The sequence below is a fragment of the Aurantimonas sp. HBX-1 genome (genome assembly GCF_021391535.1).
Lineage (GTDB): Bacteria > Pseudomonadota > Alphaproteobacteria > Rhizobiales > Rhizobiaceae > Aurantimonas.
The window spans coordinates 3,362,748-3,377,053 of sequence record NZ_CP090066.1 but is presented as its reverse complement, the minus strand read 5'-3'; the positions used below and the strand labels follow the sequence as shown (position 1 = coordinate 3,377,053).

At 68.8% G+C, this 14,306-nt stretch carries 13 protein-coding genes; 11 read left to right on the top strand and 2 right to left on the bottom strand.

Translation table 11 applies throughout. The annotated features are described in order from the left end of the window. Window positions 1-6 precede the first annotated feature (6 nt). From fba to mmsB, 9 genes are all read left to right on the top strand, one after another. Window positions 7-1,089: a class II fructose-bisphosphate aldolase gene (gene fba / locus LXB15_RS16065; RefSeq protein WP_233949397.1), complete on the top strand. Its 1,083-nt coding sequence runs from the start codon at window positions 7-9 to the stop codon at window positions 1,087-1,089. 162 nt (window positions 1,090-1,251) lie between these two features. Further along, the gene (locus tag LXB15_RS16060) at window positions 1,252-2,709 is read left to right on the top strand and encodes a form I ribulose bisphosphate carboxylase large subunit (RefSeq protein ID WP_233949396.1); all 1,458 of its coding nucleotides are present in this window, start codon (window positions 1,252-1,254) and stop codon (window positions 2,707-2,709) included. Between the two features lie 140 nt (window positions 2,710-2,849). Continuing rightward, the gene (locus LXB15_RS16055) at window positions 2,850-3,272 is read left to right on the top strand and encodes a ribulose bisphosphate carboxylase small subunit (protein ID WP_233949395.1); all 423 of its coding nucleotides are present in this window, start codon (window positions 2,850-2,852) and stop codon (window positions 3,270-3,272) included. A gap of 219 nt (window positions 3,273-3,491) precedes the next feature. Continuing rightward, window positions 3,492-4,562, top strand: coding sequence for a CbbX protein (cbbX, locus tag LXB15_RS16050; RefSeq protein ID WP_233949394.1), 1,071 nt, complete (start codon window positions 3,492-3,494; stop codon window positions 4,560-4,562). Continuing rightward, window positions 4,559-5,245, top strand: a complete 687-nt coding sequence (gene rpe, locus LXB15_RS16045) for a ribulose-phosphate 3-epimerase (protein WP_233949393.1) — start codon at window positions 4,559-4,561, stop codon at window positions 5,243-5,245. The genes cbbX and rpe overlap by 4 nt, the downstream gene beginning before the upstream one ends. A gap of 109 nt (window positions 5,246-5,354) precedes the next feature. Continuing rightward, window positions 5,355-5,657 (top strand): hypothetical protein, encoded by a 303-nt coding sequence (locus LXB15_RS16040; protein WP_233949392.1) that lies wholly within the window; start codon window positions 5,355-5,357, stop codon window positions 5,655-5,657. Between the two features lie 141 nt (window positions 5,658-5,798). Then, a complete protein-coding gene (locus LXB15_RS16035; protein WP_233949391.1) occupies window positions 5,799-6,941 on the top strand; it encodes an acyl-CoA dehydrogenase family protein in 1,143 nt (380 codons plus the stop codon). After that, entirely contained in the window at window positions 6,938-8,008 is a 1,071-nt protein-coding gene (locus tag LXB15_RS16030; protein ID WP_233949390.1) for an enoyl-CoA hydratase/isomerase family protein, read from the top strand. Before LXB15_RS16035 ends, LXB15_RS16030 begins: the two co-directional genes overlap by 4 nt. Continuing rightward, window positions 8,005-8,865 carry a 3-hydroxyisobutyrate dehydrogenase gene (gene mmsB, locus LXB15_RS16025; RefSeq protein ID WP_233949389.1) on the top strand — a complete coding sequence of 287 codons (861 nt, stop codon included), beginning with the start codon at window positions 8,005-8,007 and terminating at the stop codon, window positions 8,863-8,865. The genes LXB15_RS16030 and mmsB overlap by 4 nt, the downstream gene beginning before the upstream one ends. Window positions 8,866-8,881: 16 nt before the next feature. Here mmsB and LXB15_RS16020 read toward each other — a convergent pair whose 3' ends face one another. Both LXB15_RS16020 and LXB15_RS16015 read right to left on the bottom strand, forming a co-directional pair. Then, the gene (locus LXB15_RS16020; protein WP_233949388.1) at window positions 8,882-9,337 is read right to left on the bottom strand and encodes a DUF411 domain-containing protein; all 456 of its coding nucleotides are present in this window, start codon (window positions 9,335-9,337) and stop codon (window positions 8,882-8,884) included. A 47-nt stretch (window positions 9,338-9,384) separates the two neighbouring features. Beyond that, on the bottom strand, window positions 9,385-11,904 hold the full coding sequence (locus LXB15_RS16015) for a heavy metal translocating P-type ATPase (RefSeq protein WP_255696610.1): 2,520 nt from the start codon (window positions 11,902-11,904) through the stop codon (window positions 9,385-9,387). Window positions 11,905-12,074: 170 nt separating this feature from the next. On the opposite strand from LXB15_RS16015, the gene LXB15_RS16010 reads away from it, so the two are divergent. Further along, window positions 12,075-13,436 carry an ethanolamine ammonia-lyase subunit EutB gene (locus LXB15_RS16010; protein ID WP_233949386.1) on the top strand — a complete coding sequence of 454 codons (1,362 nt, stop codon included), beginning with the start codon at window positions 12,075-12,077 and terminating at the stop codon, window positions 13,434-13,436. After that, window positions 13,433-14,227 (top strand): ethanolamine ammonia-lyase subunit EutC, encoded by a 795-nt coding sequence (eutC, locus tag LXB15_RS16005; RefSeq protein ID WP_233949385.1) that lies wholly within the window; start codon window positions 13,433-13,435, stop codon window positions 14,225-14,227. Before LXB15_RS16010 ends, eutC begins: the two co-directional genes overlap by 4 nt. The last annotated feature ends 79 nt before the right edge of the window (window positions 14,228-14,306 follow it).

The window sequence follows — 14,306 nt, the reverse complement described above, 5'->3', positions numbered from 1 at the left end:
GCTCATATGGCCAAGATCACGCTGCGACAGCTGCTCGACCACGCCGCCGAACACGACTACGGCGTGCCGGCGTTCAACATCAACAACATGGAGCAGGGCCTGGCGATCATGGAGGCGGCCGCGGCCTGCGACGCCCCGGTGATCATGCAGGCCTCCCGCGGCGCCCGCTCGTATGCCAAGGACATCATGCTGGAAAAGATGATGGACGCGCTGGTGGAGATGTTTCCGGGCATCCCGGTTTGCATCCACCAGGACCACGGCAATGACGAGCAGACCTGCCTGACCGCGATCCGCCACGGCTTCACCTCGGTGATGATGGACGGATCGCTGGAAGCCGACATGAAGACGCCGGCCTCCTACGAATACAACGTCGCGATCACCGAGCGCGTCACCCGCATGGCGCACTGGGTCGGCGCCTCGGTCGAGGGCGAGCTCGGCGTGCTCGGGTCGCTGGAAAGCGGCGAGGGCGAGAAGGAGGACGGCCACGGCTTCGAGGGCAAGCTGTCGGAAGACCAGCTGCTCACCGATCCCGACCAGGCCGTCGACTTCGTCCGGCGCACCAAGGTCGACGCGCTCGCCATCGCCATGGGCACCTCGCACGGCGCCTACAAGTTCACCCGCAAGCCCGACGGCGAGATCTTGGCGATGCACATCATCGAGGCGATCCACCAGAAGCTGCCCAACACCCATCTCGTGATGCACGGATCGTCGTCGGTGCCGGAGGACCTGCAGGCGATCATCAACAAATACGGCGGGAAGATGCGCGAGACCTACGGCGTGCCGGTGGACGAGATCGTCCGCGGCATCAAGCACGGGGTCCGCAAGGTCAACATCGACACCGACTGCCGGATGGCGATGACGGGGCAGTTCCGCAAGGTGGCCATGGAGAAGCCGGAAGAGTTCGATCCGCGCAAGTTCATGGTCCCGGCGATGGAGGCGCTGCGCAAGCTCTGCCTCGACCGCTACGAGCGCTTCGGCTGCGCCGGCAAGGCCTCGAAGATCAAGGTCCTGCCGCTCGACGAAATGGCGATCCGCTACGGCAACGGCGAGCTCGATCCGCTCGTCGAGATGCGCGCAGCCGCCGAGTAGAAGCGGCCTCCCGGACCGGGCAGGCCGCCGGACAGTACAGGTACTGAAGTCACAGCATCAGCACGCCGCGGGGGCACCCTTCGCGGCGACGGGACACGCTTGCCTTGAATCGGCCGTCGCCCAGCGCGTACGGCTCCCGACAAACCGCAGGAGGAGAACGACATGGACCAGCCATCGCAGACCGTCACCGGCAAGGACCGCTACAAGTCCGGCGTCATGGAATACCGCAAGATGGGCTACTGGGAGCCCGACTACGAGCCGAAGGAGACCGACATCATCGCCTGCTTCCGGATCTCGCCGCAGGACGGCGTCGATCCGATCGAAGCGGCGGCTGCGGTGGCCGGCGAATCCTCCACCGCCACCTGGACGGTGGTCTGGACCGACCGGCTGACGGCGGCGGAAAAGTACCGGGCGAAGGCCTACCGCGTCGACAAGGTGCCGAACACCGACGATCAGTACTTCGCCTACATCGCCTATGATCTCGACCTGTTCGAGAACGGCTCGATCGCCAACCTCACCGCCTCGATCATCGGCAACGTCTTCGGCTTCAAGCCGCTGAAGGCGCTGCGGCTGGAAGACATGCGGCTGCCCACCGCCTACGTGAAGACCTTCCAGGGCCCAGCCACCGGCATCGTCGTCGAGCGTGAGCGCCTCGACAAGTTCGGCCGACCGCTGCTCGGAGCCACCGTCAAGCCGAAGCTCGGCCTGTCGGGCCGCAACTACGGCCGCGTCGTCTACGAGGCGCTGAAGGGCGGGCTCGACTTCACCAAAGACGACGAGAACATCAACTCGCAGCCCTTCATGGATTGGCGCGAGCGCTTCCTCTACTGCATGGAGGCGGTGAACAAGGCGCAGGCTGCCACCGGCGAGATCAAGGGCACCTATCTCAACGTCACCGCCGCGACGATGGAGGACATGTACGAGCGCGCCGAGTTCGCCAAGGAACTCGGCTCGACCATCGTCATGATCGATCTCGTCATCGGCTGGACGGCAATGCAGTCCATGGCCAAGTGGGCCCGCCGCAACAACATGATCCTGCATCTGCACCGCGCCGGTCACTCGACCTACACGCGGCAGAAGAGCCACGGCGTGTCGTTCCGCGTCATCGCCAAGTGGGCGCGGCTTGCCGGCGTCGACCACATCCATGCCGGCACGGTCGTCGGCAAGCTGGAGGGCGATCCGGCGACGACCAAGGGCTATTACGACATCTGCCGCGACGAGTTCACCCACCAGAAGCTCGAGAACGGCATCTTCTTCGACCAGCCCTGGGCCTCGCTCAACAAGATGATGCCGGTCGCCTCCGGCGGCATCCATGCCGGCCAGATGCACCTGCTGCTCGACCTCCTGGGCGAGGATACGGTGCTGCAGTTCGGCGGCGGCACCATCGGCCACCCGATGGGCATCGCCGCCGGCGCGACCGCCAACCGCGTGGCGCTGGAATGCATGGTGCTCGCCCGCAACGAGGGCCGCGACATCGTCCGCGAGGGACCGGACATCCTCAACGAGGCGGCCCGTACCTGCACCCCGCTGAAGCAGGCGCTGGATACGTGGAAGGACGTCACCTTCAACTACACCTCGACCGACTCTCCCGACTACGCGGTGACGGCGACTGCCGCCTGAGCCGCGTCGGCAGGCCGGAGCGAGGGCGCCCTCCCAGGTCCCGCTCCGGCTGACATTCCAGGCGCTGCGACGCAGGCCGCCTTTCAATGCACCAGCGGACGCACCGTCGTCCGACACCCGCGATCACAGGAGATCACACGATGCGTATCACCCAAGGGGCGTTCTCGTTCCTGCCCGACCTCACCGACGAGCAGATCACCGCGCAGGTCCAGTACTGCCTCGACAATGGCTGGGCGGTGAATCTCGAATACACCGACGACCCGCACCCGCGGAACACCTACTGGGACATGTGGGGCCACCCGATGTTCGACATCGCCGACGCGGCCGGCGTGATGATGGAACTCGCCAACTGCCGCAAGGCGCATGGCGACCTCTACATCCGCCTGTCGGCCTTCGACTCCACCCATGGCTGGGAGTCGGTGAAGCTGTCCTTCATCGTCAACCGGCCGGCCAACGAGCCGGGCTTCCGGCTCCGGCGCCAGGAGGCCGGCGGTCGCAACATCCGCTACACCACCGAGCCCTACGCCACCGACAAGCCGGAAGGCGATCGCTACGCCGATTGAGCGGGGTCGGCTTGTCTCCAACGTCGCCGTCATCCTCGGGCCCCGTCCCGAAGATCCGGCGGCGGCTCGGGACCGGCGTGCTGTGCCGCGTTACCCTGGCATCAGCGGCGCGGAAGACTGGATCCTCGGGACGGGGCCCGAGGATGACGACGCGTCGGGGGCGGTGCCTCGCTCGGGAGCGAATGCGCCGCGACGGCGAAACCAACGGGAGGTCATCGAATGAGCTATCTCGACCAGGTGGAGAAGGCAGGTAAGCCGGCGAAGGAAGCCGATGCGCCTGCGACGGCCCGCAGCCCGGCGGCAGGCGCGGAGGCGGCGGCGGGAGCCGGGGAGGCCGGCGCTGCCGCAACCCCCGGCGCTTCGGGCACGGCCCCGACCACCGTCGACCTGCAGCAGGAATATCGCGATGCCGGGGTGCAGGACGTGCTGGAGGAGCTCGACCGGGAACTGGTCGGCCTCGCGCCGGTGAAGAAGCGCATCCGCGAGACCGCCGCGCTGCTCTTGGTCGAGCGGGCGCGCAAGCGGCTCGGCCTGGCGCACGACACGCCGACCCTGCACATGAGCTTCACCGGCAATCCCGGCACCGGCAAGACCACGGTGGCGCTGAAGATGGCCAGCCTGCTGCATCGCCTCGGCTATATTCGGAAGGGCCATCTCGTCTCGGTCACCCGCGACGACCTCGTCGGCCAGTATATCGGCCACACCGCCCCCAAGACCAAGGACATCCTGAAGAAGGCGATGGGCGGCGTCTTGTTCATCGACGAGGCCTATTATCTCTACCGGCCGGAGAACGAGCGCGACTACGGCCAGGAGGCGATCGAGATCCTCTTGCAGGTGATGGAGAACCAGCGCGACGACCTCGTGGTGATTCTCGCCGGCTATGCCGACCGGATGGACAAGTTCTTCGAGTCCAATCCGGGCTTTCGCTCCCGCATCGCCCACCACATCGATTTCCCCGACTACAGCGACGACGAATTGCTGCGCATCGCCGTGGGCATGCTCGACCGCCAGAACTACCGGCTGAGCCCCGATGCCAAGGAAATGCTGGCGAGCTACATCGAGCACCGCCGGGGCCAGTCGCATTTCGCCAATGCCCGCTCCATCCGCAACGCCCTCGACCGGGCGCGCCTTCGCCAGGCCAACCGGCTGTTCGAGCAGGCGGACGGGCCGCTTGACGCGGCGGCGCTGTCGCTGATCGCCGCCGAGGACATTGCGGCGAGCCGCGTCTTCCAGCAGAAGGCGGGCAACGACCAGCCGGCCGCCGCCGGACACCGCGAGGAGACACCATGACGAGGCCCCTGATCATCGCGCCGTCGATCCTGTCCGCCGACTTCTCCCGCCTCGGCGAGGAAGTGGCGGCGGTCGACGCGGCGGGCGCGGACTGGATCCATCTCGACGTCATGGATGGCCACTACGTGCCGAACATCACCTTCGGCCCGCCCGTGATCAAGGCGATCCGCAAGGCCTCGACCAAGGTGTTCGACTGCCATCTGATGATCGAGCCGTGCGACCCCTTCCTCGAAGCCTTCGCGGAAGCCGGCTGCGACATCATCACCGTGCATGCCGAGGCGACGAAGCATCTCGACCGGTCGCTGCAGGCGATTCGCGCGCTCGGCAAGAAGGCCGGCGTTTCGCTCAATCCGGCGACGCCGGAGAGCGTCATCGAATACGTGCTGGACCGGCTCGACCTGGTGCTGCTGATGACGGTCAATCCGGGCTTCGGCGGCCAGGCCTTCATCCCGTCGGTGGTCGAGAAGGTCCGCCGGGTCAAGGCGATGATCGGCGGCCGCGACATTCACATCGAGATCGACGGCGGGGTGACGCCCGAGACCGCGCCGCTGGTGGTCGAGGCCGGCGCCGACGTGCTCGTCGCTGGCTCCGCCGTGTTCAAGGGCGGCACGCCGGAACACTATGCCGCGAACATGCGTGCTATCCGCCAGGCCGGCACCGGCGGGCTCTCGCAGGTGGCCTGATCGTCTCGGCAATTGTTGCGAAGCCCTGCCGAATTGTGTCGGCCATGTGGAACCAAGGAATACAATCCTCGTTAACCTCTCATCGACACCAGTTTGACGGAGGTACGACTTGGTTCAGAACCTGAAGCCGCGCGCACGCATGCTGGGAGTGACGAACGCCATCGCCGAGGTGAGCGAGATCGTCGGCGTCGATATCGTGAAACGGCAGATCGAGGTTCGTGACAGCGACGGAGAACGCCGGACGGTCGATGTCCGCGACGGTTTCTTCATGCGCTCCATCCCGCAGCCGGGCAACTTCCTGATCCGCTATGCGGACGGACATGTCTCGCATTGCAGCCGGCGCCGTGCCGTGATCGCCAATGCCAACATCACCGTCCCCCGGGCGCCGATGCCCGCGGCCGCCACGGCCTGAGCCTTCCGCGCGGCCGCGCGGCGGGGACTTGCCCCCCGCGTCTGCCCCAAACGCTCTTCCTCACCCGACCACGCCCCTTGATGCCTCGTCCCGAGCCTTCTAGACCTCGTTGAGGACCAGCGGATGCTTGGGAGGGCGCGCGTGGACTTCTCGCTCAGCGACGAACAGCAGCAGATCTTCTCCATGGCGCGGGACTTCGCCGTCGAGAAGATGGCCCCGAATGCCGCGCGCTGGGAGGAGGAAAAGGCCCTGCCGCGCGAACTGCTCGCGGAACTTGCCGAGCTCGGCATGGCGACGATCTGCGTCCGCGACGACTACGGTTCCGGTCTGTCCCGCCTCGACGCGGCGCTGATCTTCGAGGCGCTGTCCTATGGCGACCCGTCCGTCTCGGCGTTCCTGTCGATCCACAACATGGTCGCCTGGATGATCGACAGCTTCGGGACCGAGCAGCAGCGCGCCGAATGGCTGCCGAAGCTCGCCACCATGCAGGCGGTCGGCAGCTACTGCCTGACCGAGCCAGGGTCGGGCTCGGATGCGGCGGCGCTGCGCACCACCGCGAAGCCCGACGGCGACGACTACCGGCTCGACGGCACCAAGAGCTTCATCTCCGGCGCCGGTTTCTCCGATCTCTACGTGGTGATGGCCCGGACCGGCGCGTCCGGCCCGAAAGGCATATCCGCCATCCTGGTCGAGAACGGCACGCCGGGCATGAGCTTCGGGGCGCCGGAGAAGAAGATGGGCTGGATCGCCCAGCCGACGGCGGAAGTGCGCTTCGAAGGCTGCCGCGTGCCACGCGGCAATCTTCTTGGCGAGGAGGGCAGGGGCTTCACCTATGCCATGACCGGGCTCGACGGCGGCCGCTTGAACATCGCCGCCTGCGCGCTCGGCGCGGCGCAGGCCTGCCTCGACAAGTCGGTCGCCTACATGAAGGACCGCACCGCCTTCGGCAAAAGCCTCACCGAATTCCAGGCGCTTCAGTTCCGTCTCGCCGACATGGAGACCGAACTGCAGGCAGCGCGCATCTTCCTGCGCCAGGCGGCATGGAAGCTCGACACCAAGGCGCCGGACGCCACCAAGCACTGCGCGATGGCCAAGCGCTTCGTCACCGACGCGAGCTTCGAGGTGGCCAACATGGCGCTGCAGCTGCACGGCGGCTACGGCTATCTCGCCGACTACGGCATCGAGAAGATCGTCCGCGACCTGCGGGTGCACCAGATCCTCGAAGGCACCAACGAGATCATGCGGATGATCACCGCGCGCGCGCTGCTGGCGGAGCATTCATGAGTGCCGCCACGGACGAGGTGCAAATCCGGATCGAGGGGCGGGCGGGGCGCATCACGCTGAACCGCCCGCAGGCGCTCAACGCCCTGACCTACGGCATGGTGGTGGCGATCGAGGCGGCCCTGCGGGCATGGGAGGGCGACCGGCGGGTGTCGCTGGTGATCATCGATGCAGCCGGCGACCGCGCGTTCTGCGCCGGCGGCGACATCGCCGACCTCTACCGGTGCGGGCTCGCCGGCGACTTCGCCGCGGGCCGGCGCTTCTGGGCCGAGGAATACCGTCTCAACCGTCTGATCCGCCATTATTCCAAGCCCTTCGTCGCGCTGATGGACGGCATCGTCATGGGCGGCGGCGTCGGCATGGCGGCCCATGGCAGCCATCGCGTCGTCACCGAGCGCTCGATGGTCGCGATGCCGGAATGCGCCATCGGTCTCGTCCCCGATGTCGGCGCCTCGCTGCTCCTTGCCAGCGCGCCCGGCCGGCTCGGCGAATATCTCGGCCTGACCGGTTTCCGCATGGGCGCTGCGGACGCGATCCTGGCCGGATTCGCCGATGTCGCCATGGCGTCCGATCGGCTGCCCGAACTCGTGGCGCGCCTCGTCGAGATCGGCGATCCGGGCGTGGTCGACATCTACGCCACGGATCCTGCCGATGCCGGGGTGCTGGCGGACCGGCGCGGGCTGATCGACCAGTGGTTCGCGGCGCCGGATGCCGCCGCCATCGTCGCGGCGCTCGCGGCGGACGCCAGTGACTTCGCGGCAGAGACGCTCAAGGCGATCCGCAAGGGCTCGCCGCTTTCCGTCGCCGCGACGCTGGTGATCACCCGGGCGGTCAGGCAGGAGCCGACCATCGAAAATGCCCTCCGCCACGAATATCGCTTCACCTTCCGCAGCCAGGAGGGGGGCGACCTGCAGGAAGGCATCCGCGCCGCGGTGATCGACAAGGATCGCAACCCGCAATGGCCGGTGGCGCGGCTCGAGGACCTGCCGGCGGCGCGGGTCGCCGCGATGCTGGCGCCGCTCGGCGACGCCGAACTGACATTCGAAGACAACGGGGAGGGACGGCCATGAAGATCGGTTTCATCGGTCTCGGCAACATGGGCGCGCCGATGGCCGCCAATTTGGCGAAGGCCGGCCACGCGGTCACCGGGTACGATCCGGCCGGGGTGACCGTGGAGGGCGTCGCCCCCGCCGAGACGCTGGAAGGCGCGGTGCGCGGCCAGGCGGCGGTGATCACCATGCTGCCGAACGGCGCCATCGTGCGCGCCGTCCATGCCGACATCGCCAGGCTGGCGGAGCCGGGCGCGCTGCTGGTCGACTGCTCGACCGTCGACGTCGACAGCGCCCGGGCGGTGCACGACATTGCGCGGCAGGCGGGGCTGCTGTCGCTGGATGGCCCGGTCTCCGGCGGCACCGGCGGCGCGGCGGCCGGCACGCTGACCTTCATGGTCGGGGGCAGCGCGGACGCCTTCGCAAAAGGCCATCCGCTGTTCGAGATCATGGGCCAGAAGGCGGTGCTGTGCGGCGAGGCCGGCGCCGGCCAGGCCGCGAAGATCTGCAACAACATGATCCTCGGCATCTCGATGATCGGCGTCTGCGAGGCCTTCCACCTCGCCGACAGGCTGGGCCTCGACCGGCAGGCGATGTTCGACGTCGCCTCCACCTCCTCCGGCTCGTGCTGGTCGCTCAACACCTACTGCCCGGCGCCCGGCGTTGGGCCGAAGAGCCCGGCGGACAACGGCTACCGGCCGGGCTTTGCCGCCGAGCTGATGCTGAAGGACCTGACCCTGTCGCAGGAGGCCGCCGAAGCCGCGGGGGCCGAGACCGAGCTCGGCCGCCATGCCCGCGACATCTACGCGCGCTTCGTCGAAGCGGGCGGACGGGGCCGCGACTTCTCCGCCATCCTGGAGAAGCTCGGCCAGGCCTGATTGCCCAGCGCGCCGGTCAGCGGCCGGCTTCGTGGAAGACCGGCTGGCTGCCGTCCGACGTGCCGAAGGCGTGGACGCTGAAGCGGGCCTGCGGATCGTCGCCCATGCCGGGCGATCCGATCGGCATGCCCGGGACGGCGATGCCGCGGATGTTCGGCCGCTCGGCGAGCAGGCGGTCGATCGCCGCCATCGGCACGTGACCTTCGACGACATAGCCGCCGATGCGGGCCGTGTGGCAGGACTGCAGCTCGCCGGGAACCCCGGCAAGCTGCTTGGCCGGGCCCAGCTCGTCCGTGTCTTCGGTGTCGACGTCGAAGCCGTGCTTGCGGGCGATCGCCACCCACGCCTCGCAGCACCCGCAGGTGGGCGACTTGATCACGGTCATGTGCCGATCGGCATGATCGGCATGGGCGGGAGCAAACGAGCCGAGCAGGCTTGCGGCGAGAACGGCGCCGGCGAGAAGGGTCTTCATGATCGGTGTCTCCGGGGGTTCATGGTTTTTTCCGAGGGAGCAGAGCATCACAGCTTCACCGTCCGCAGCCGCAGCGCGTTGGCGATGACCGACACCGAGGACAGGCTCATCGCCGCCGCTGCCAGCATCGGCGACAGCAGGAGGCCGAAGACTGGGTAGAGGATCCCCGCGGCGATCGGCACGCCCGCGGCATTGTAGACGAAGGCGAAGAACAGGTTCTGCCTTATGTTCCGGATCGTCGCCTGCGCCAGCCGGCGGGCCCGCACGATGCCGTTGAGATCGCCCTTCACCAGCGTGATGCCGGCGCTCTCCACCGCCACGTCGGCGCCGGTACCCATGGCGATGCCGACCTCGGCGGCGGCCAGCGCCGGCGCGTCGTTGACGCCGTCGCCTGCGACCGCGACCTTGGCGCCGGCGGCGCGCAGTTCTTCCACCAGGCGCTGCTTGGCCTCCGGCGACAGGCCGGCCCGCACCTCGTCGATACCGAGCGTCCGGGCGACCGCCTGCGCGGTGCGCTCGTTGTCGCCGGTGGCCATGACGATGCGCATGCCGCTCTCGTGCAGCGCGCGGATCGCTGCTTCGGTGGTCGGCTTGATCGCGTCCGACACGGCCAGCAGGCCGGCCGCACGCCCGTCGATGCCGACGAACATCACCGTCTTGCCGTCGGTCTCCATACGGCTCGCCGCGTCCTCCAGCGCCGCGGCATCGATGCCCTCCGCCGCCAGCATGGCGCGGTTGCCGAGGACGACGAGGGCCCCGGCGACCTCGCCCCGCACGCCCTTGCCGGTGACGGCGTCGAACTCGGTGGCCTCGGCGAGGCCGACGCCCCGCGCCTTCGCCCCTTCCACGATCGCCTCGGCCAGCGGATGTTCCGAACCGCGCTCGAGACTGGCGGCGGCGGAGAGGAGCGCCGTCTTGTCGCCGTCCGTCGCGACCACGTCGGTGAGGCGCGGACGCCCTTCCGTCAGCGTGCCGGTCTTGTCGATCACCAGCGTGTCGATCCCGGCGAAGCGCTCCAGCGCCTCGGCGTCCTTGATCAGCACGCCGGCCGAGGCGCCGCGTCCGGTCGCCGTCATGATCGACATGGGAGTCGCGAGGCCCAGCGCGCAGGGGCAGGCGATGATCAGCACCGAGACCGTGGCGATCAGCGCGTGCACCATGGACGGCGGCGGGCCGACCAGCGCCCAGACGGCGAAGGCGATGATCGCCACGAGGACGACGGCCGGCACAAAATAGCCGGCGACCCGGTCGGCGAGGCCCTGGATCGGCGCGCGCGAGCGCTGCGCCTTCGCCACCATCTCGACGATGCGCGACAGAGTCGTCTCCGCGCCGACGGCCTCCGCCTTCATCACGAAGGTGCCGGTCCGGTTGAGCGTGCCGCCGGTCACCGTGTCGCCGACATTCTTCTCCACCGGCACCGGCTCGCCGGTGAGCATCGACTCGTCGACCGCCGAGCGTCCTTCGACCAGCGTGCCATCGACCGGCACCGCCTCGCCGGGGCGAACCCGCAGCCGGTCGCCGGCGACGACGGCGTCCAGCGGCACGTCCGCTTCCTCGCCATCATCGCCCAGCCGGCGTGCGGTCTTGGGGGCGAGGTCCATCAACGCCCGGATCGCCGAGCCTGTCCGCTCGCGTGCCTTCAGCTCCAGCACCTGCCCGACGAAGATCAGCGCGACGATCACCGCGGCCGCCTCGAAATAGACCGGCACGACGCCAGTGTGCGCGCTGCCGTCCATCGCCATGCCGGTGCGGAACGAGGCGGGGAAGATGCCGGGGAAGAACGTCGCGACGACGCTGTAGCCATAGGCCGCGCCGACGCCGAGCGAGATCAGCGTCCACATGTTGGGCGAGCGGTTGACGATCGACGCCCAGCCCCGCTTGAAGAACGGCAGCGCCGCCCACAGCACCACCGGGGTCGCCAGCAGGAACTCCACGATGATGGCGGTGCGCTCGCCGAGCCACTCCCGGAACGGCAGCCCGACCATCGGCCCCATGGTCATGAGCAGCAGCGGCACCGTACAGAGGGCGCTGACCCACAGGCGGCGGGTGAAGTCGACCAGCTCCGGGTTGGGGCCCTCCTCGCCGGTGGGAACGCCCATCGGCTCCAGCGCCATGCCGCAGATCGGGCAGTCGCCGGGCGCGTCGCGGACGATCTCCGGATGCATCGGACAGGTGTATTGCGTGCCGGCAGGAGCCGGCGCCGGGGCCGGGCGGTCGCCGAGATACTCATCGGGTGCCGCCTCGAAGCGCTTCTGGCAGCCGTCGGAGCAGAAATAGAAGCGTTCGCCCTGGTGCTTGGTCATGTACCGGGCGCTGGCCCGGTCGACCTGCATGCCGCAGACCGGGTCCCTGGCGGTGAGATAGTCCTCCGGCTTCGCCTCGAACTTGCCGCGGCATCCATCCGAGCAGAAATGGAAGACGCGGCCCGCGTGCTCGGCATGCGGCTTGCCGGCGCCGGGCGCGACGGTCATTCCGCAGACCGGATCGCGAACCGACGGGCCGTCGCCTACATCCGCGTGGGCGTGGTCGTGACAGGCCGAATGATCGTGTGTCGCTGCCGCTGCCATGACGTCCGTCCCTTGCGCATATGCCTGTCAAACCAGAGATGGGGCTTCCCGTTACGGGAAGGTCAAGGGCAGTCGCAGGCGGATCTCTGCCCGAAAATTGACCGGACGCGGCTCTTGCCGTCAGATGCGTCAGATCGACCCCCGATCCACCCATTGCCCGGAGACGAACGATGTCCGGCGAAGCGCTGAAGACACTGCTGGCGAGGGCTTCCCCGGCCCGGTCCGGCGACTTTCTCGCCGGGGTCGCGGCGGCGAGCCGGCAGGAGCGGGTGCGGGCGCAGCGCCAGCTCGCCGACACCAGCCTCGCGGCGATCCTCGAAGCACCCCTGATCGACCCGGACGCGGACGACGTCTCGGCGCTGATCCTTCGCCAGCACGACGCCGAGACGTTCCGGCCGATCGCCGGCTGGTCGGTCGGCGAGATGCGCGAATGGCTGCTGTCGGACGCGGCGACGCCCGCCGCCATCGCCGCGCTGAAATGGGCGCTGACCCCGGAGATGGTCGCGGCGGTCGCCAAGATCTGCCGCAACCAGGATCTCATCGCCATTGCCCGCAAGCGGCCCGTCGTCACCGCTTTCCGCACGACGGTGGGGCTGCCTGGCCGCCTGTCCGTCCGCATCCAGCCGAACCACCCGACCGACGATCCGCGCGGCGTCGCCGCCTCCATCGTCGACGGGCTCGCCTTCGGCTGCGGCGACGCGGTGATCGGCATCAACCCTGCGACCGACAGCCCGTCGGCGATGCGCCGCCTGCTCGAACTCATCGAGGAACTGCGGCTGCGGCTCGGCTGTCCGGTGCAGTCCTGCGTCCTGGCGCACGTCACGACGGCGATCGACGCGATGAACCGCGCCGCGCCCGTCGACCTCGTCTTCCAGTCGGTGGCGGGCTCGCAGAAGGCCAACGCCTCCTTCGGGATCACCCTTTCGATGCTAAAGGAAGCGCATGACGCAGCGCTGAGACTGCAGCGCGGGACGGTCGGCCAGAACGTGATGTATTTCGAGACCGGCCAGGGCTCGGCGCTGTCAGCCAACGCCCATCACGGCATCGACCAGCAGACCATGGAGGCACGCGCCTATGCGGTCGCGCGCGAATTCGATCCGCTGCTCGTCAACACCGTCGTCGGCTTCATCGGGCCGGAATATCTCTATGACGGCAAGGAAATCATCCGGGCCGGCCTGGAGGACCATTTCTGCGGCAAGCTGCTCGGCGTGCCGATGGGCGTCGACGTCTGCTACACCAACCATGCCGAGGCCGACCAGGACGACATGGACAACCTGCTGACGCTGCTCGCCGTCGCCGGCGTCAATTTCGTCATGGGCGTGCCGGGGTCGGACGACGTCATGCTGAACTACCAGTCGACCTCCTATCACGACGCCGCCTATGTCCGCCGCGCCCTCGGCCTGCGCCCGTCGCCGGAGTTCGAGGCGTGGCTGGCCGATGCCGGGATCTTCGATCCGGACGGCTTCCTGAAGCCCTCCGACGGATCGCTGATGCTGGCCGCCCGGGCGCAGCTGCTGGAAGCCGCCGAATGAGCGACGAACGCGAGACGGGGGAGGGCACGGCCCATCCGCTGGCACGGCTGCGGCGGCACACGGACGCCCGTATCGCCCTCGGCCGGTTCGGCGCCGGGCTGCCGACCGCGGCGCATCTCGACTTCGCCGAGGCGCATGCCGCGGCACGCGACGCGGTCCATGCCGAGTTCGACGTCGCCGGCGTCGCGGCGGCGCTAGCGGCCTCCGGCTATTCGTCGCTCTCCGTTGCCAGCCAGGCCGCCGACCGGACGAGCTATCTGCGCCGCCCGGATCTCGGTCGGCTGCTGGCGCCGCAGTCCCTCGCCACGCTCCGCCAGACGCCGGGCCCGCACGATCTGGTGCTGGTCGTCGCCGACGGCCTCTCGGCTTTCGCCGCCAACAGCTACGGCGCCAAGGTCGCTGCGGGGATCCTTGACCGCCTGCCGGCCGGCTGGACCACCGCCCCGGTGGTCATCGCCAGCCATGCGCGCGTCGCCCTCTCCGACCCGATCGGCGAGGCGCTGGGTGCCCGGATCGCGCTGATGCTGGTGGGCGAACGGCCCGGCCTGTCGGCGGCCGACAGTCTCGGCGCCTACCTCACCTTCGGCCCGCGACCCGGCCGCAGCGACGCCGACCGCAACTGCGTCTCCAACATCCGCGAGCGCGGCTTCGCCCCGACGGCGGCGGTGGAAAAGCTCGTGGACCTGATCCTGCGCTCCCGCACGCTCGGCCTGTCCGGCGTCGGGCTCAAGGACGACGCCGACGACCGGCTGGTTGGCGGGCCCGGCGAGACGCCGCGTCTCGAAGAGTGAGCAAAATGCACAGGCATTGTGCGCCCGGCATTCTGCCCAGATTGACGCCATAACGATTCGGTGATCGTATCGCCTCGGG